Here is a 17,646-nt window from a genome sequence, read left to right as displayed (position 1 = left end):
ATCCGTCCACGCCCGCGTTGGTGCCTTCCGGTAGATCAGATCATCGACTCGATCACCGGTTCGAACGGGAGGCACCACGTGGCGGCGGCAGAGCAAGGATGGGCACGACGGCTGTCCGGGTACGCCTGGCGCTACCGGCGCAATGTGGTGCTCGCGCTCGGCTCGTCCCTCGCGGGCATGGCCGTGATGGCCCTCGTCCCGCTGATCACCAAGGTCGTCATCGACGACGTCATCGGGGACGGGACGCGCTCGCTCGCCGTCTGGACCGGGCTCCTGATCGCCTCGGCGGTCGCCGTCTACGTACTGACGTACATACGCCGCTACTACGGCGGCCGCCTCGCCCTCGACGTGCAGCACGACCTGCGCACCGACATGTACGGGACGGTCACCCGGCTCGACGGGCGGCGGCAGGACGAGCTGTCCACCGGACAGGTCGTCGGGCGCGCCACCAGTGACCTCCAGCTGATCCAAGGCCTGCTCTTCATGCTCCCGATGACCATCGGGAACATCCTGCTGTTCCTGATCTCCCTGGTGATCATGGCGTGGCTGTCGCCGCCGCTCACCCTGGTCGCGCTCGCCGTCGCCCCCGCCCTGTGGTTCATCGCCAAGCGCAGCCGCACCCGGCTGCACCCCGCCACCTGCTACGCCCAGGCCCAGGCCGCGCAGGTCGCGGGCGTCGTCGACGGGGCCGTGACCGGCGTACGCGTGGTCAAGGGCTTCGGGCAGGAGGAGCAGGAGACCGACAAGATCCGCGAGGCGAGCCGCAAGCTGTTCGCGGGCCGGCTGCGCACCATCAAGCTGAACAGCCGCTACACCCCGGCCCTCCAGTCCGTGCCCGCGCTCGGGCAGGTCGCCATGCTGGCCCTCGGCGGCTGGCTGGCCACCCGCGGCCAGATCACCCTCGGTACGTTCGTCGCCTTCTCCACCTACCTCGCGCAGCTCGTCGGCCCGGTCCGGATGCTCGCCATGGTCCTCACGGTCGGACAGCAGGCCCGCGCGGGTGTGGAGCGCGTCCTGGAGCTGATCGACACCGAACCGGCGATCGAGGACGGCACCAAGGAGCTGCCGGCCGACGCCCCGGCGAGCGTCGAGTTCGACGACGTGTCGTTCGCGTACGAGGACGGGCGGCCCGTCCTCGACGGCTTCTCGCTGGAGATCCGCCCCGGCGAGACCGTCGCCGTCGTCGGCTCCTCCGGCAGCGGCAAATCGACCGTCTCGCTGCTCCTGCCGCGCTTCTACGACGTGACGCACGGCGCCGTCCTGGTCGGCGGGCACGACGTGCGTGAGCTGACCATGGAATCGCTGCGGGCCGCCATCGGCCTCGTACCGGAGGACAGCTTCCTCTTCTCCGACACCGTCCGGTCCAACATCGCGTACGGCAGGCCGGAGGCGACCGACGAGGAGGTGCGCACCGCCGCCCGGGCCGCCCAGGCGGACGGGTTCATCACCGGACTGCCGGACGGCTACGACACGAAGGTCGGCGAGCACGGCCTGACCCTCTCCGGTGGCCAGCGCCAGCGCATCGCGCTCGCCCGCGCCATCCTCGCCGACCCCCGGCTGCTCGTCCTCGACGACGCCACCTCGGCGGTCGACGCCCGCGTCGAGCACGAGATCCACGAGGCGCTGCGGTCCGTCATGGCGGGGCGCACCACCCTGCTCATCGCCCACCGCCGCTCCACCCTGAACCTCGCCGACCGGATCGCCGTGCTCGACGACGGGCGGCTCTCCGACATCGGCACCCACGAGGAGCTGGAGCGGCGCTCGGCCCTCTACCGCCGGCTGCTGACCGACCCCGACGAGCTGGGCGGCGTCTCGCCCGGCCACGCCGTGGCCCCGGAGGTGCCCGAGGACCGTTCCGTCCGGGAGGAGCTGGACGCCGAGTTCGACGCGGAGCGGGGCATCACGCCCGCCCTGTGGGAGCGCGGCGAACCGGTCGCGGAGTCCGCGGCGCCCGGCGCCACGCCCGAGCTGCTCGCCCAGGTCGAGGCGCTGCCGCCCGCGACCGACGCCCCGGCGGTCGACGAGGCGCGGGCGGTCGCGCCCGAGGAGTCGTACGGGCTGCGCCGGCTGCTGGGCGGCTTCGGGGCGGTGCTGTTGGTCAGCCTGGGACTCGTCGCCGTCGACGCGGGCATGGGCCTGTTGCTGCCGATCCTGATCCGGCACGGCATCGACGAGGGCGTCCAGCAGGCCTCGCTGGGCGCGGTGTGGGCGGCCTCCGCGCTGGCGCTGGTGACGGTGCTGGTGCAGTGGGTGGCGCAGACCGGCGAGATCCGGATGACCGGCCGGACGGGCGAGCGGGTGCTCTACGCGCTGCGCCTGAAGATCTTCGCGCAGCTCCAGCGCCTCGGGCTCGACTACTACGAGCGGGAGCTGACCGGGCGGATCATGACCCGGATGACCACGGACGTGGACGCCCTGTCGACGTTCCTCCAGACCGGGCTCGTGACGGCGTTCGTGTCGCTGGTGACCTTCTTCGGCATCATGATCGCGCTCGTGGTGATCGACGTGCAGCTCGCGCTGGTCGTCTTCGCGACGCTGCCGGTCCTGATCGTCGGCACGGTCTTCTTCCGGCGGTCCAGCGTGAAGGCGTACGAGCTGGCGAGGGAGCGGATCAGCGTCGTCAACGCCGACCTCCAGGAGTCGGTGTCCGGGCTGCGGATCGTGCAGGCGTTCCAGCGCGAGCGGTCCGGAGCGGAGAGGTTCGCGGCGCGCAGCTCCGCGTACCGGGCGGCGCGGGTGCGCGGCCAGTGGCTGATCTCGGTCTACTTCCCGTTCGTCCAGTTCCTTTCGTCGGTGGCCGCGGCGGCGGTGCTGATCGTGGGTGGGGGGCGGGTGGAGGCCGGAACGCTGACGACCGGTGCCCTCGTCGCGTACCTGCTCTACATCGACCTGTTCTTCGCCCCCGTGCAGCAGCTGTCGCAGGTCTTCGACGGCTACCAGCAGGCGGCCGTCTCGCTGGGGCGGATGCAGGAGCTGCTGCGCGAGAAGACGTCGACGGCGGCACCGGCGAAGCCGCTGCCGGTGACCTCCCTGCGGGGCGAGATCGCCTTCGAGAACGTGTCGTTCGCGTACGGGGACGACGAGGCCGCGCTGAGCGGTGTGGACCTGCGCGTCCCGGCCGGGCAGACCGTCGCGTTCGTCGGTGAGACGGGCGCCGGCAAGTCGACGCTGGTCAAGCTGGTCGCCCGGTTCTACGACCCGACGTCCGGCCGCGTCACCGCGGACGGCACCGACCTGCGGGACCTGGACCTCACCGCGTACCGGCACCGTTTGGGCGTCGTGCCGCAGGAGGCGTACCTCTTCGCCGGCACGGTCCGCGACGCCATCGCCTACGGGCGCCCCGACGCGACCGACGCGGAGGTGGAGGCGGCCGCGCGGGCGGTCGGCGCCCACGACATGATCGCCACGCTGGAGGGCGGGTACCTGCACGAGGTCGCCGAGCGCGGACGGAACCTGTCGGCGGGCCAGCGGCAGCTGATCGCCCTGGCGCGCGCCGAGCTGGTCGACCCCGACGTACTGCTGCTCGACGAGGCCACGGCCGCGCTGGACCTCGCCACCGAGGCGCAGGTCAACGCCGCCACCGACCGTCTCGCCGGCCGCCGCGCGGCCCTCGCGTCGGCCGACCGCCACTCCTCGTCGGACGCTTACGCGCGCACCACACTGATCGTCGCGCACCGCCTCACCACGGCCGCCCGCGCCGACCGGGTGGTCGTCATGGACCACGGCCGCGTCGCCGAGGACGGCACCCACGACGAGCTGCTGGCCCGCGGCGGCCGGTACGCCGAGCTGTGGCGCAGCTTCATCGGCGAAACCCCGGCGGAGACCCCGGCGGCGACGGCGTAGGGCACGCCCGGCGGCGCCCCGCCACCGGTGGGACGGGGGCGTTCCCCATTCCACCGGTGCGCGTGTCCACGTGACGGTCGGCGCCGTGGCCTTCCCGCCGCCCGCGCGGTGCTCGGTCCCTGACGCCGTTCTCCGAGCGGGCGTCCCCCGGCGGCGTCCCGTGCGGCGGCATGCCCGGGGGTGGCTGTACGGGTCCGGAGCATCGCCTTGTACGCGGTCCTCGACCGCGCCCGGGCAACCGTCCGGCGTTCCTGTGCGTCGTACGCACGTACGCTCATCAGGCGGAGGGGAGCAAGCATGTTCGGTGGGGTGGCCACGGCCAGGACAGGACGACTGCTCACGCACGCGCTCGCGGTGCTCGTCGTCGCGGGTCTCCTCGTCCTCGCCGGACCGGGCACCCCACGCGCCGGCGCGGCGGCGACCGCCTGCTCCGGACGGCTCGTCAAGGCGATGGCCTTCGCCACGGGCGAGCTGCGCGTGTACAAGAACCGCCAGTACGCGTGCGCCCTCACCGTCGCCAAGAAGCCGGGCGCCCGCCGCGCCATGTCGGTGTCCATCCAGCCGCGCGGCGGACGCGCCGCGGTCGACGCGGGGGCGTTCACGCGGCAGGCGGGGCCCGTGACCGTACACGCCCTCAACCGCTGCGTCCGGGCGTCCGGTGCCGTGGCGGGCCGGAGCGCCTCCACGGGCTGGATCCTCTGCTGACCTGACCTGACCTGACCTGACCTGACCTGACCTGACCTGACCTGACCTGACCCAGGCCTGCGCCGACCCAGGCCTGCGCCGACCCAGACCCCGCCCCGGCCCGACCCGCTCCGGCCCGGCCCGGCTCAACGGGGGCTGGCGGCAACCACGTTGACCCCACTAGGTTCGCGGCGACCACCGCAAACCCACGTGGAGGGTGCATGCGCAAGGCGCTCAGATGGCTGCTGTCACTCATGGTGCTCATAGGCACCGTGAGCGCGGCCGGCACGGCAACCGCCGCCGGCTCCGACGGCAGCGGCACGACGACCACCGATATCAAGGACCGCATCCTGGCGATTCCCGGGATGGAGCTGGTCGAGGAGAAGCCCTACCCCGGCTACCGCTACTTCGTCCTCACCTACACCCAGCCGGTCGACCACCGCGACCGCTCCAAGGGCACCTTCCGGCAGCGGCTCACCCTGCTGCACAAGGACACCACCCGCCCCACCGTCTTCCACACCAGCGGGTACACCGTCAGCACCCGCCCCGGGCGGGCCGAGCCGACGCGGATCGTGGACGGCAACCAGGTCTCCATGGAGTACCGCTTCTTCACCCCCTCCCGCCCCCAGCCCGCCGACTGGTCGAAGCTGGACATCTGGCAGGCGGCCTCCGACCAGCACCGGATCTTCACCGCGCTGAAGAAGATCTACGACCGCAAGTGGCTCGCCACCGGCGCCTCGAAGGGCGGTATGACCGCCACCTACTACGAGCGCTTCTACCCCCGCGACATGGACGGCGTCGTCGCGTACGTCGCGCCCAACGACGTGGTGGAGAAGGAGGACTCGGCCTACGACCGGTTCTTCGCGACCGTCTCCACCCAGGAGTGCCGCGACCGGCTGAACGCGCTCCAGCGTGAGGCGCTCGTCCGCCGCGCGCCCCTCCAGGAGAAGTTCCGCGCCCAGGCAGAGACCCAGGGCGCGACCTTCACCACGGTCGGCAGCCTGGACAAGGCGTACGAGGCGGTCGTCCTGGACTTCGTCTGGGGCTTCTGGCAGTACCACACCGAGGCCGACTGCGCCGCCGTCCCGGACGCCGCCACCGCGAGCGACCAGGTCGTGTACGACACCATCGACAGGTACTCCGGTTGGTCCTTCTACAGCGACCAGGGCCTGGAGCCGTACACCCCGTACTACTACCAGGCCGCCACCGAACTCGGTTCGCCGAGCATGCGGATGACCCACCTCAAGGGCCTGACCCGGTACGGCTACCAGCCCGCTCGGAACTTCGTGCCGGGTGACATCCCGGTGCGGTTCAAGCCGTGGGTGATGCGCGACGTCGACACCTGGGTGCGCACCCAGGGGCGCGGCATGCTCTTCGTGTACGGCGGCAATGACCCGTGGGGGGCCGAGAAGTTCCGCGTCGACAAGGGAGCCCGGGACTCCTACGTGATGACCGCGCCGGGCGCCAACCACGGAGCCAACGTCGCGGGACTCACCGAGGCCGAGCGAACCAAGGCCACGGCGCGCATCCTGGCCTGGGCGGGCGTCGCGGCGGCCGACCCGCAGCGCGCGGCACCGCTGACGACGTACGACCCCCGCCTGGACAAGCGGGAGCTGCGGCGTGAGATGACGCTGCGCCCGTAAGGCGTACGTCGCGCACGACACGTACGTCGCGCACGACACGTACGTCGCGCACGACACGTACGTCGCGCATGACACGCACGGGGGCTGCGCGTACCGCTCACAGGCGGCGCGCGCAGCCCACCGGCTCCCGCCCGGCCGGGTCCTCGGCAGGGGCCGCCATGACGGGCGGCACCGCGCCCGCCGCTCCCGGCGCCGGCGTGGCCCGCCGTGGCGAGCTCACGCCAGGCGCGCCGGGGGTACGGCGGCGGCGCTATGGGTACGTCAGGCCGTAGCCCACCGGATACAGCACCCGGGCCGGATCGTCCGCGCGCTGCACGGGCACGGGCAGCCGGCCCTCCGGCCGCGCCCTGCCCGCGATGACCCGGGCGGCGGCGCGTAGTTCGACGTCGGTCCAGGAGTAGGTGGCGAGCGTGGCGCGCTGGCCGCCGAGGCGGGCGATGTCGTACGGGTTGCGGATGGCGACAGTGACGACGGGGACGCCGGTGGCCGCGAGCCGGGAGACCAGGGTGCGCTGGCTGCTGGTGGCCGAGACGTTGTACGTCCCGACGATCACGGCGTCCTTGCCGGCCGCGGCCGCCACCGCTTCGTCGATCTTCGCGGTGGTCGGGGCCGTCCCGGTCGGCAGCACCGTGGTGGTGAAGCCGAGTTCGGTGAGGGCACCGGCCAGGGTGGCGGTCGGCGGGCCGGTCGTCCCGGAGGGGGAGGCGGCGTCGGCGCCGACGACCAGCAGGTTGGGCCGGTCGGTGGCACTGAGCGGGAGCAGCCCGCCGTCGTTGAGCAGCAGGGTCGTGGTCCGCTCGGCGATCCGGTCGGCGGTGGCGAGGTGCGGCCGGGTGCCGACGGTGCGGTCGACGGCGTCGTGGGTGACGTAGGGCTCGTGGAAGAGCCCCAGCTTCGCCTTCAGCCGCAGGATGCGGCGAATCGATTCATCGATCCGCGCCTCGCTGATCTCCCCGCTCCGTACGGCGGTGAGGACGGCGTTCCACGCCACGTCCAGCTTCGGCGGGTTGAGCAGCTGGTCGCAGCCCGCCTTCAGGGCGAGGACGGGAACGCGGTCGTCGCCGTACTTGGTGCGCACGCCCTCCATGCCCAGCGAATCGGTCACGACGACACCGTCGTAGCCCAGTTGCTCCCGCAGGATGCCCGTGAGGATGGGGCGGGAGAGGGTGGCGGGGTCCTCGGCGGGGTCGAGGGCGGGGACCACGATGTGCGCCGTCATGATCGAGTCGATACCGGCGGCGATGGCGGCGCGGAACGGCGGGGCGTCGAGCGTCCGCCACTGCTCGAGGGTGTGGGTGATCGTCGGCAGGCCGTAGTGGCTGTCGACGGAGGTGTCGCCGTGTCCCGGGAAGTGCTTGGACGTGGCGGCGATGCCCGCCCGCTGGTAGCCGCTGACCTGGGCGGCGACCATACCCGCGACGGCCCGTGGGTCGGCGCCGAAGGAGCGTACGCCGATGACGGGGTTGGCCGGATTGACGTTGACGTCGGCGACGGGTGCGTAATTCTGGCGGATGCCCAGTGCGGCCAGTTCGGTGCCCGCCACGTGGGCGGCGCGCCGGGCGTCGGAGCGTGAGCCGCCCGCGCCGAGCGCCATAGCGCCCGGCATGAGGGTGGCGGGTTCCCCTATCCGGGCGACGATGCCGTGCTCCTGGTCGATGGAGATGAGCAGCGGAACGGGGGTGGACCGGTCGAGCGCGGCGCGCTGGATGCCGTTGGACAGGTCGGCGATCTGGTGCGGGTCGCGGGTGTTGCGGGCCCAGGAGAAGTAGATGATGCCGCCGACGTGGTACTTCGCGATCAGCTCGGCGGCGGTGCGGACACCGATCTCCTTGAGGTTGGCGTCGACGTCGGCCTGGTCGGGGTGGGTGGCGGAGTGCCCGTACACCCGCATGACGAAGAGCTGACCGACCTTCTCCTCCAGGCTCATGCGGGAGATGAGCCGTTCGAGGCGGCGCTCGTCGGAGGCTGCCCCGGCCGGGGCGGCGGCCCCGGTGACAGCGGCGGCCGCGGCGGCGGCCGTGACGGTCAGGAGGGTGCGTCTGGAGGGGGTGGTGGCGGTGGCTCGGTGGTGCATCGGTGCTCCTTCCGGCCATGCGGATGAAGGAAACTTCCAAGGAGTCACGCATAGCCGGAAAGTAACTGCCAGGTCAAGGACCTGAGCACCCCGCGCCGGGAAAGGGGGCCGGAGGGCGGCGCGCCACCGTCGGCGCCCCGCACGGCACCAGTCTGCGGCGCGGCGGCGTCAGCCCCGGCCCGGGGCGCCGTCAGCGGCCGGCCGCCACGCCTCCCGCAGGGCGTCGGCCCACGGCGCCGGTGTCGTCCCCGGCGCCGTCCCCGGTCCCGGCACCGGCGTCGTCGTCGCCGCCGTCGGCTCGCCGCCTCCCGTCCGTGCCTCTTCGATGAGCGCGCGGGCCTTGGCCTCCGCCTGGTCGTACCGCTCGGGGAAGGCCGACCGCTGCACGCTCTGCGCGACTTGGCCGGCCGTCCACTCGGGATGGGCGCGGTCGGACTCGACGGCCCGGGTGAAGAACGAGTTCGACGCGTACGGCACGTCCATGCACTGTTCGCGGGTGCCCCAGCCCTGGCTCGGGCGCTGCTGGAAGACACCGACCGAGTCGAGGTGCCCGCAGGGGAGGTTGTTCATGTGCGACTCGACCCACCCGGCCTCGAAGCCGGCCAGCATGACCTTGTCGTTGACCCCCAGTTCACTGCCGACCCGGTACACGGTCCGGATCACCTCGGGGTCGTGGCCGGGAGGCACCGCACAGTCCGCCGCGCTCCCCAGCTCCGTGGCCGGAATGTGGTCCCCGACAGGAGGGGGTTCCCTCGTCGTCGCCGCCGCCATGGCGGGCCGCTGCGGGCCGCCCAGCGTCCAGGCGACGGCGCTCAGACCGCCGGCTTGCACGAAACTGCGTCTGGACACCATGGGAGAGGTTCCCCTTTCGGGCGAAGCCGTGCGGGTTCCCCGGCCCGTTTCCGAGGACTCCGGGACACAGGTTCACACCCTGTGGCCGATACCCGGGGCAGTACGGCGACGTGTCGCCCCGCGCCCGCCCGAACAGTGCACGCGCGCGGTCCATACGCACAGGACCGGCGTGGCGGGCCGCCGCCTGCCCGCCAGCCGCCCCGGCGGCGCGGTCGCCCTGACCACCTCGGGCGCGGACCACCACGGGCGGCACCCCGTCGGCCTCACCACCCCCCGGACCCGCACGAACCGGGCCCTCACCACCCGCCCGGACCCGTACGTCCCGCCCGGGCCCTCACCACCCGCCCAGCCCCGCACGTCCCGCCCGGACCCCCACGCCCCGCCGGACCCTCACCACGGCCCGGACCCCTGGTACGACCCGGGGTTCTCACCGCCCGCCCGGACGCTTACCGCCCTCCCGGACCCGCACGTCCCGCCCGGACCCTCACCGCCCGCCTACACGATCCCGGCCAGATGCTCCCGTCCCGCCACCAGCAGCGGCGGCAGGTCGGCCGCCTCGGGGTGCCACCGCTTCTCGTACTCCCAGCAGACCCATGCCTCGCCGTCCTCGTCGCCCACCAGCGCCAGGCACTCCGCGAGCGGCAACACCCCGGCTCCCAGCGGCAGCGGCGTGGTGTCCTGCGCCGAGGCGATGTCCTTGACCTGGACGTACCCCAGGTACGGCGCCAGCACCGCGTGCGTCGCCGCCGGTGCCTCACCGGCCGCCCAGGGGTGCATGACGTCCCACAGCGCGCCCACGTGCTTGTGACCGACCGCGCCCACGATCCTGGCCACGTCCGCGCCCGTACGGTGCGAGTCATGGGTCTCCACCAGGACCCGTACCCCCAGGTCCGCCGCGATCTCCGCCGCCGCGCCCAGCCGCCGGGCCGCCGTGGCGTCCGCCTCCGCCGGGTCCTGGTCGCCGCCGCCCGGGAACACCCGGACGTACGGCGCGCCCAGGTCGGCCGCGAGGTACAGCAGCCGGTGCAGCTCCTCGTACACGGGCTCGTCGTCACCGGCCTCGGCGACCCGCGCGTACCCGGCGACCGTCAGGATCTCGACGCCCGCCCGCGCGAACTCCTCGGCCACGGCGCGCCGTTCGTGCCCCAGCAGCCCCGGGTGCACCGGCTCCTCGGGGTGGGCGCGCAGCTCCACGCCCTGGTAGCCGCTCTCCGCTGCGAGGCGGGCGACGTCGGTGACCGGCATTCCGGGGACGCCGAGGGTGGAGAAGGCGTACTTCACGGTCTGGAGCTCCTTCGTGCGGTGCGGGCGCCGCTCCGGGCCCGGGTGCGTTCCCGGGGGAACGTACCCCGCGGGTGCGTCGTCATGGCCCGCGCAACCCCATGAGCGGGGGGATCGATCCTGGCGAAGCCGGCGACGACCCGGGGCCACCGGGCCCCGGAGGCGGTGTCCCAGCCATACTCGGCCGCCCACGGCGCGCCTTCACGGCTGCCGTGCCACGACCTCTCTCGGCCCTCCGACCCCCGCTCCCCGCGCCCCCCGACCACCGGGTCGCGCGAAGCGCGCGGTCGTCCGCTCAGGAGGCCGGCCGGCCCGTGGACGCGCGGACCATAAGCTCCCCGCCGATCGTCGCGACACCGCCCGGCGGCGGGGTCTCCGCGCCGGTGGCCAGCCGCCCGGCCCGCGCCCCCGCCTCGTGCAGCGGCAGCCGTACGGTGGTGAGCGCGGGCACCGCGTCCACCGAGAACGGCAGGTCGTCGAAGCCCGCCACGGAGATGTCGTCCGGGATGCGCAGCCCCCGGTCCCGCAGCGCGGCGCAAGCGCCCAGCGCGACCGTGTCGTTGGCCGCGACGACCGCGGTCAGGCGCGGTTCGCGCCGCAGCAGCTCCAGGGTCGCGTCGTACCCGGAGCGCCGGTCGTAACGCCCGTGCACGGTGAGCCGCTCCAGGCCGTCGCCGCCCAGCCCGGCCGCCTCCATCGCGGTGCGGTGGCCCTCCAGGCGGTGGCGGGTGGTGGTGCGCTCGGCCGGGCCCGCGATGTACCCGATCCGCCGGTGCCCCAGCGTCAGCAGATGCTCCGTCAGACGCCGTCCGCCGCCCCGGTTGTCGAACGTCAGCGCGGCCGTGATCGCCTCGCCCGCGGCCGGTACCGGCGGCCGCCCGCACAGCACCACCCGTGTCCCCGCGTCCGCGAGCCTGGCCAGCTTGACGGCCATCGTCGCGATGTGGTCCGCGTCCTCGACCGCCCCGCCGGTCAGCACGACCGCGGCCGCGCGCTGCCGCTGGAGGAGGGTCAGGTAGTTCAGCTCGCGCTCGGGGGAGCCCCCGGTGTTGCAGACGACGGTGAGCTTCTCGCCGCCCGCCCGGCCCGGCGCGCCCTCGCCGATGGCGTGCTGCGCGGCCCCGGCCATGATTCCGAAGAACGGGTCGGCGATGTCGTTCACGAGGACGCCGACCAGGTCGGAGGTGGCGGCGGCGAGCGCGCTGGCGGGGCCGTTCAGCACGTAGTCCAAGTCGTCGACCGCGCGCAGCACCCGTTCGCGGGTGGAGGCGGCGACCGGGTAATTGCCGTTCAGGACGCGGGAGACGGTGGCCGGGGACACCCGGGCGCGCGCCGCCACATCGGCCAGGGTGACTGTCATCGCGTTCCTCCGAGGAGAGTCGGGCCAGGCCCTTGTCCGGGCCGCTGTCGGCAGGCTAGCGTCATCACCGATAGAAAGCGCTTGCTACGACGTTGTCCGGGCATGACTCCCCTGGCGAGCCGCCTCGCGGATCGGCCGCGTCCACGGCGTCGACGACACATGGAGGACCTTCGTGACACGCAGAACCGTGCGGATCGCCATGAACGGCGTCACCGGGCGGATGGGTTACCGGCAACACCTGGTGCGCTCGATCCTCGCCATCCGCGACCAGGGCGGCCTGGACCTCGGCGACGGCCAGGTCGTGTGGCCCGAACCCGTCCTGGTGGGCCGCCGCGAGCACGCCCTGCGCGAACTCGCCGACCGCCACGGGCTGACCGAATGGTCGACCGACCTCGACGCCGTCCTCGCCGACGACACCATCGACATCTACTTCGACGCCCAGGTCACCTCCGCCCGCGTCGACGCCCTCACCCGGGCCATCGGCGCCGGCAAGCACGTCTACACCGAGAAGCCCACGGCCACCGACACCGCCGGGGCGCTGGAACTCGCCCGCCTCGCCCGCGCCGCGGGCATCAAGCACGGCGTCGTCCAGGACAAGATCTTCCTGCCTGGCCTGGTCAAGCTGAAGCGCCTCATCGACGGCGGCTTCTTCGGCGAGATCCTCTCCGTACGCGGAGAATTCGGCTACTGGGTCTTCGAGGGCGACTGGCAGGAGGCCCAGCGCCCCTCCTGGAACTACCGCGCCGAGGACGGCGGCGGCATCGTCGTCGACATGTTCCCGCACTGGGAGTACGTGCTCCACGAACTGTTCGGCCGCGTCACCGGCGTCACCGCCCACGTCACCACCCACATCCCGCAGCGCTGGGACGAGGAGGGCAAGCCGTACGCCGCCACCGCCGACGACGCCGCGTACGGCATCTTCCAGCTGGAGAGCGGCGCCGTCGCGCAGATCAACTCCTCCTGGGCGGTACGCGTCCACCGCGACGAACTGGTCGAGTTCCAGGTCGACGGCACCCACGGGTCGGCCGTCGCCGGACTGCGCGGCTGCCGTATCCAGCACCGCTCCACCACCCCCAAGCCGGTCTGGAACCCCGACCTGCCCGTCACCCACTCCTTCCGCGACCAGTGGCAGGAGGTCCCCGACAACACCGAGTTCGACAACGGCTTCAAGGCCCAGTGGGAGCTGTTCCTGCGCCACGTCGTGCTCGACGAGCCGTACCACTGGGACCTGCTGGCCGGCGCGCGCGGCGTACAGCTCGCCGAGCTGGGCCTGAAGTCCTCGGCGGAGGGCCGCCGTCACGACGTGCCGGAGCTGTCGCTGTGACGATCCGACTCCCGCACGGCACGTACGAGCCGCGCACCGCGCCCGCGTCCTTCGGCCACGGCGGCGCGCCGGGCGCCGGCGGAGCGCTCGGCCCGGGCACCACGCCCCTCGCCTCCCGTACGGTCTTCTCCGCCGCCCACGTCGTCGCCGACCCGTACGCGGACGTCACCCCCGACTCCCCGGCGGCCGTCGACTGGGACGCCACCCTCGCCTTCCGCCGCCACCTGTGGGCCCACGGGCTGGGCGTCGCCGAGGCCATGGACACCGCCCAGCGCGGCATGGGCCTGGACTGGGCGGGCGCGGCGGAGCTGATCCGCCGCTCGGCCGCCGAGGCGAAGGCGGTCGGCGGCCGGATCGCCGCGGGCGTGGGGACGGACCAGCTCGCCGCCCCGGCGGACCTGGCCACCGTCCGCCGGGCGTACGAGGAGCAACTGTCCCTCGTCGAGGACACCGGCGCGCAGCCCATCCTCATGGCCTCCCGCGCCCTCGCGGCGGCCGCGCGGTCCCCCGACGACTATGTGACCCTCTACACCCATCTCCTGCGCCAGGCGAGCGAACCCGTCATCCTCCACTGGCTCGGCCCCATGTTCGACCCGGCCCTGGAGGGCTACTGGGGCTCGGCCGACCTGGACGCCGCCACCGACACCTTCCTCAAGGTCATCGCCGAGCACCCGGACAAGGTCGACGGCATCAAGGTCTCCCTGCTGGACGCCCGGCGCGAGGTCGAGCTGCGCCGCCGCCTCCCCGGGGGCGTGCGCTGCTACACCGGCGACGACTTCCACTACCCCGAGCTGATCGAGGGCGACGAGCACGGCTTCAGCCACGCCCTGCTCGGTATCTTCGACCCGCTCGGCCCCCTGGCGGCCGAGGCGGTACGAGTCCTCGACACCGGCGACAAGGAGGGCTTCCGCGCGCTCCTCGACCCGACCGTCGCCCTCTCCCGCCACCTCTTCCAGGCGCCCACCCGCTTCTACAAGACGGGCGTGGTGTTCCTGGCCTGGCTGGCGGGCCACCAGGACCACTTCACCATGGTCGGCGGCCTCCAGTCGGCCCGCTCGCTCCCGCACCTCGCGCGGGCGTACGAACTGGCCGACGGACTGGGCCTGTTCCCGGACCCGGGGCTGGCGGAGTCCCGCATGAAGTCCCTGCTGTCGGTGTACGGAGTCGAACAGTGAGCGATCTGGCCCGCTTCAGCATCAACCAGATGACCGTCAAGCAACTGGCGTTGCCCGACCTCGTCGACGCCTGCGTGCGCCTCGGCGTCCCCGGCATCGGCCTGTGGCGCGAACCGGTCGCCGAGTACGGCCTGGAGGCCACCGCCAAGCTCGTCCGTGACGCGGGGCTCACCGTCACCACCCTGTGCCGGGGCGGCTTCTTCACCACCGCCGCGGACCTGGACGACAACCGCGCGGCCGTCGACGAGGCGGCGACCCTCGGCACCGACACGCTGGTCCTGGTCTCCGGCGGCCTCCCGCCCGGCGGCAAGGACCTGTCCGTCGCACGGTCACTCATCGGCGACGCCATCGCCGAACTCGCCCCGTACGCCGCCGAGCGGGGCGTCCGGCTCGCGATCGAGCCCCTGCACCCCATGTACGCGGCCGACCGCTGCGCGATCTCCACCCTCGACCAGGCCCTCGCGCTGGCCGAACCCTTCCCGGCCTCCCAGGTGGGCGTCGTCGTCGACACGTACCACGTCTGGTGGGACGACCGCGCCCCGGCGGCGGTCGCCAGCGCCGGCGCCCAGGGCCGCGTCCACTCGTTCCAACTCGCGGACTGGACCACCCCGCTGCCGGCCGGCGTCCTCAACGGCCGCGGGCAGCTCGGCGACGGCGCCATCGACATGCGCGCCTGGCGCGAACTGGTCGACGCGTCCGGCTACGACGGCCCCATCGAGGTGGAGCTGTTCAACGACGCCCTGTGGGCCCGGGACGGGATGGAGGTCCTGGAGGAGACGGTCCGCCGGTACGTCGAGCACGTGCTCTGAGAATCGCCCGTCGCGTCCGTACAACCCTTCCGGCGGGACGCGTGTCATACCTGGCGTCGGGCTTCCGGGGGGATCCGGGGGGATTCAGGGAGCCCAGCTGGGGGGAGCGCTCGGGGCCCGGTCCACGGACCGGGCCCCTTCGTCGTGCCGCCGCCGGGCCAGCCAGGCGATCAGGCAGGGTGACCGAGCCGGACCGCGCAACGCACCGAAGCGGTGCGGCCCCTGTCAGCCGGGGAAGTGCCCGTCCTTGACGGCATCGACGAACGTCGACCAGCCGGGCACCGAGAAGACCAGCGCCGGCCCGTTCGTGGCCTTGCTGTCGCGCACGGGCACACCGGCGTAGCCACGGGCGACCTCAAGGCACTCGCCCTGGTTGCCCCCGCTGTGACGGGACTTGTACCACCCACCGAGGATGTTCGAGTCGGGGACGCTGCGATCACTGCTGACCATGTGCGTGTTCCTCTGCTGCCGCCCGGACGAGGTCCAGCGATTCCTGCTGCGACATCGCGTCGCTCAGGGCAAGAGCGTATGCCGTCTGGCTGGCGCTCACCAGGGCCGGGTCATCCATCAAGTGCCCGGTCAGCAGCCCTTCCACGTACGCCACCGGCGCGGAATCCGCGAAGTTCATAAGGGTGAGCAGGCTCTGTTGCAGCGCGTGTGCTCCTGTTCCGAAAGGCAGCACATGCAGTCGCAGCCGCCCGTTCTCCGCCATGTCGGCGATCTTGTGCAGCTGTTCGGCCATGGCCTGGGGCCCACCGACCTGGCGCCGGAGGACAGCCTCGTCCAGCAAGGTCCACATCGCCGGAGCCATCGGCTTGTCGAGGATCCGGGCGCGCGTTGTTCGGATGACAACTTCTCTGTCAAGTTCCTCCGGCGTGTGGTTGGCCCTGTAGGCGCGGAAGACCTCGCGCGCGTAGTCGGGGGTCTGGAGTACACCGGGCACCAACGAAAGCGCGAACTGCTGGATCAGAGTGGCCTGCTGCTCCAGCTCCGCCACCGCCGCGAAGCCCTCGAAATATGTGCTTTCCAGGTCCACCAGCCACCGGGCGAAGAACCCGTCGGTCCCCAGCGCCCGGTCGATCCGCTCGGCGTCGTCCGGCTTGGGCAGCCGTCGGCCGGCCTCGAAGTGGCTGATGAGCGTCGGCGAGCACACCACCTGCTCGCCCAGCCCTTCCTGGGTCAGCTTGGCGGCCGTCCGGCGCAGTCGCAGCTCCTCGCCGTACTTCTCGCGCTGCGTTCGAGGCTTGCGGCTCTTCTCCACGTGATCAACTCCACCTGACGGGCGTGCTGTCAAGCACCAACTACTGGCAGCCTAGCCAGCGCTGACGTCAGTCTGTGAGGGGTTCGCCACCGTACGCAGTGGCGTGTGGATGCCACCAGGAAAGCAGGCTGACGTGACAGATCTCCTTCGCCGCCTCGTCGAGGCTCTCGGATGGACGCGCCGGACGCGCCGCCGGGAAGGGCGCGCCGAACCGGACCGGAATCCGGCCGCGCCCCCCTGTGCGTACGTTCCGGGCCCGACCACCCACCGGACCGGTGAGCGTCCACCGCGAGGTGAGGACAGTCCGCTCGTCCGGCCGTACCTGCTGGCCCACGAGCGGCAGGAGGCGCGGCGGGCCGTGCTGTGGATCGCCGTGCGGGGCGCGGACCTCGACCTCCGCCCCTCCGTGCGGGGCGAGGCGACGGCATGAGTGACGAGCGGCGCGTGGCGCGGCTGTTGCCCTGGGCGGGAGCGGAGGGGCGGCCCTGTTACGTGCTGGGGGACGGCACCGGCCCTGTGTCGCGGGTCGCCGACGAGATCGAGAGCGTCCAGCTCGGCATGGCGGGCGACCTCATCGGGCACGCCGACGACATGCTGGCCGACCATCGGGCGACCGGCCGGGAGCTGCGCTTCCTCGCCGGCTGCCTGGTCCAGTCCCTGCGGGAGGTCAAGCGGGTCGCCGAGAGCCGGGGAGCGCGGTTGGAGCACCGGGGGCAGGGGTAGTCCGGGACGCGGGCCGGTCGCGCCGGGGTTTTCCACAGGCCGTACGCGCTGTCGGACCTGCCGGGTAGCGTCGGAGCATGTCCAACATGGCAGTGGTCGAAGGGGTCCTGGAGCGGATCACGTACGCCAACGAGGAGAACGGCTACACCGTGGCCCGGGTCGACACGGGACGCGGGGGCGGGGATCTCCTCACGGTGGTCGGCTCGCTGCTCGGCGCGCAGCCCGGCGAGTCGCTGCGCATGGAGGGGCGCTGGGGGTCGCACCCGCAGTACGGCAAGCAGTTCACGGTGGAGAACTACACGACCGTCCTGCCGGCGACCGTCCAGGGCATCCGCCGCTATCTGGGCTCCGGGCTGATCAAGGGCATCGGTCCCCGCATCGCCGACCGGATCGTGGAGCACTTCGGCATCGAGACGCTCGACGTCATCGAGCAGGAGCCGAAGCGGCTCATCGAGGTGCCGGGGCTCGGCCCGAAGCGGACGAGGATGATCGGTGCCGCGTGGGAGGAGCAGAAGGCGATCAAGGAGGTGATGGTCTTCCTCCAGGGCGTCGGCGTCTCCACGTCCATCGCGGTGCGGATCTACAAGAAGTACGGGGACGCCTCGATCTCCGTGGTG

At 72.7% G+C, this 17,646-nt stretch carries 15 protein-coding genes; 9 read left to right on the top strand and 6 right to left on the bottom strand.

The window, feature by feature from the left end:
• Window positions 1-78: 78 nt before the first annotated feature.
• The 3 genes from ABD347_RS03020 (at window position 79) to ABD347_RS03010 (ending at window position 6,170) form a co-directional block, all read left to right on the top strand.
• Window positions 79-3,843, top strand: a complete 3,765-nt coding sequence (locus ABD347_RS03020; protein WP_344355984.1) for an ABC transporter ATP-binding protein — start codon at window positions 79-81, stop codon at window positions 3,841-3,843.
• Window positions 3,844-4,140: 297 nt separating this feature from the next.
• On the top strand, window positions 4,141-4,548 hold the full coding sequence (locus ABD347_RS03015) for a hypothetical protein (protein ID WP_344355983.1): 408 nt from the start codon (window positions 4,141-4,143) through the stop codon (window positions 4,546-4,548).
• Window positions 4,549-4,748: 200 nt separating this feature from the next.
• Window positions 4,749-6,170, top strand: a complete 1,422-nt coding sequence (locus ABD347_RS03010; RefSeq protein WP_344355981.1) for an aminopeptidase — start codon at window positions 4,749-4,751, stop codon at window positions 6,168-6,170.
• A 250-nt stretch (window positions 6,171-6,420) separates the two neighbouring features.
• Here the strand turns inward: ABD347_RS03010 and ABD347_RS03005 are convergent, their stop codons facing one another.
• From ABD347_RS03005 to ABD347_RS02990, 4 genes are all read right to left on the bottom strand, one after another.
• Window positions 6,421-8,244 carry a glycoside hydrolase family 3 protein gene (locus ABD347_RS03005; protein ID WP_344355979.1) on the bottom strand — a complete coding sequence of 608 codons (1,824 nt, stop codon included), beginning with the start codon at window positions 8,242-8,244 and terminating at the stop codon, window positions 6,421-6,423.
• 168 nt (window positions 8,245-8,412) lie between these two features.
• Complete coding sequence (locus tag ABD347_RS03000; protein ID WP_344355977.1) at window positions 8,413-9,096, bottom strand: hypothetical protein; 684 nt, start codon at window positions 9,094-9,096, stop codon at window positions 8,413-8,415.
• A 495-nt stretch (window positions 9,097-9,591) separates the two neighbouring features.
• Window positions 9,592-10,377 carry a sugar phosphate isomerase/epimerase family protein gene (locus ABD347_RS02995; protein WP_344355975.1) on the bottom strand — a complete coding sequence of 262 codons (786 nt, stop codon included), beginning with the start codon at window positions 10,375-10,377 and terminating at the stop codon, window positions 9,592-9,594.
• Between the two features lie 295 nt (window positions 10,378-10,672).
• Window positions 10,673-11,737, bottom strand: coding sequence for a LacI family DNA-binding transcriptional regulator (locus ABD347_RS02990; protein ID WP_344355973.1), 1,065 nt, complete (start codon window positions 11,735-11,737; stop codon window positions 10,673-10,675).
• Between the two features lie 172 nt (window positions 11,738-11,909).
• On the opposite strand from ABD347_RS02990, the gene ABD347_RS02985 reads away from it, so the two are divergent.
• The 3 genes from ABD347_RS02985 to ABD347_RS02975 are packed head-to-tail and all read left to right on the top strand — an operon-like array spanning window position 11,910 to window position 15,045.
• Complete coding sequence (locus ABD347_RS02985) at window positions 11,910-13,061, top strand: Gfo/Idh/MocA family protein (protein WP_344355971.1); 1,152 nt, start codon at window positions 11,910-11,912, stop codon at window positions 13,059-13,061.
• Window positions 13,058-14,236, top strand: a complete 1,179-nt coding sequence (locus ABD347_RS02980; protein ID WP_344355969.1) for a dihydrodipicolinate synthase family protein — start codon at window positions 13,058-13,060, stop codon at window positions 14,234-14,236. Before ABD347_RS02985 ends, ABD347_RS02980 begins: the two co-directional genes overlap by 4 nt.
• A complete protein-coding gene (locus ABD347_RS02975; protein WP_425575558.1) occupies window positions 14,233-15,045 on the top strand; it encodes a sugar phosphate isomerase/epimerase family protein in 813 nt (270 codons plus the stop codon). Before ABD347_RS02980 ends, ABD347_RS02975 begins: the two co-directional genes overlap by 4 nt.
• A 225-nt stretch (window positions 15,046-15,270) precedes the next feature.
• Here ABD347_RS02975 and ABD347_RS02970 read toward each other — a convergent pair whose 3' ends face one another.
• Entirely contained in the window at window positions 15,271-15,495 is a 225-nt protein-coding gene (locus tag ABD347_RS02970) for a DUF397 domain-containing protein (RefSeq protein WP_344355968.1), read from the bottom strand.
• Window positions 15,482-16,306, bottom strand: coding sequence for a helix-turn-helix domain-containing protein (locus tag ABD347_RS02965; RefSeq protein ID WP_344355966.1), 825 nt, complete (start codon window positions 16,304-16,306; stop codon window positions 15,482-15,484). Before ABD347_RS02965 ends, ABD347_RS02970 begins: the two co-directional genes overlap by 14 nt.
• Window positions 16,307-16,439: 133 nt before the next feature.
• Between ABD347_RS02965 and ABD347_RS02960 the strand changes: the two genes are divergently transcribed.
• The 3 genes from ABD347_RS02960 to ABD347_RS02950 form a co-directional block, all read left to right on the top strand.
• Window positions 16,440-16,736 carry a hypothetical protein gene (locus ABD347_RS02960; RefSeq protein WP_344355964.1) on the top strand — a complete coding sequence of 99 codons (297 nt, stop codon included), beginning with the start codon at window positions 16,440-16,442 and terminating at the stop codon, window positions 16,734-16,736.
• Window positions 16,733-17,029: a hypothetical protein gene (locus tag ABD347_RS02955; RefSeq protein ID WP_344355962.1), complete on the top strand. Its 297-nt coding sequence runs from the start codon at window positions 16,733-16,735 to the stop codon at window positions 17,027-17,029. The genes ABD347_RS02960 and ABD347_RS02955 overlap by 4 nt, the downstream gene beginning before the upstream one ends.
• A gap of 77 nt (window positions 17,030-17,106) precedes the next feature.
• Window positions 17,107-17,646 (top strand): YrrC family ATP-dependent DNA helicase (locus ABD347_RS02950; protein ID WP_344355960.1); only part of this gene is annotated, 540 nt, incomplete at its 3' end.

It is taken from the genome of Streptomyces gobitricini, assembly GCF_039532985.1.
Taxonomy (GTDB): domain Bacteria; phylum Actinomycetota; class Actinomycetes; order Streptomycetales; family Streptomycetaceae; genus Streptomyces; species Streptomyces gobitricini.
Note: the sequence above shows the minus strand (reverse complement) of the source record. Positions and strands in the feature narration are given on the sequence as shown.

What these genes read in the sequence shown, in the direction of transcription:
- ABD347_RS03015 (WP_344355983.1), top strand. Translation starts at nt 4,141, where the DNA reads ATGTTCGGTGGGGTGGCCACGGCCAGGACAGGACGACTGCTCACGCAC.
- ABD347_RS03010 (WP_344355981.1), top strand. Translation starts at nt 4,749, where the DNA reads ATGCGCAAGGCGCTCAGATGGCTGCTGTCACTCATGGTGCTCATAGGC.
- ABD347_RS03005 (WP_344355979.1), bottom strand. Translation starts at nt 8,244, where the DNA reads ATGCACCACCGAGCCACCGCCACCACCCCCTCCAGACGCACCCTCCTG.
- ABD347_RS03000 (WP_344355977.1), bottom strand. Translation starts at nt 9,096, where the DNA reads ATGGTGTCCAGACGCAGTTTCGTGCAAGCCGGCGGTCTGAGCGCCGTC.
- ABD347_RS02990 (WP_344355973.1), bottom strand. Translation starts at nt 11,737, where the DNA reads ATGACAGTCACCCTGGCCGATGTGGCGGCGCGCGCCCGGGTGTCCCCG.
- ABD347_RS02970 (WP_344355968.1), bottom strand. Translation starts at nt 15,495, where the DNA reads ATGGTCAGCAGTGATCGCAGCGTCCCCGACTCGAACATCCTCGGTGGG.
- ABD347_RS02955 (WP_344355962.1), top strand. Translation starts at nt 16,733, where the DNA reads ATGAGTGACGAGCGGCGCGTGGCGCGGCTGTTGCCCTGGGCGGGAGCG.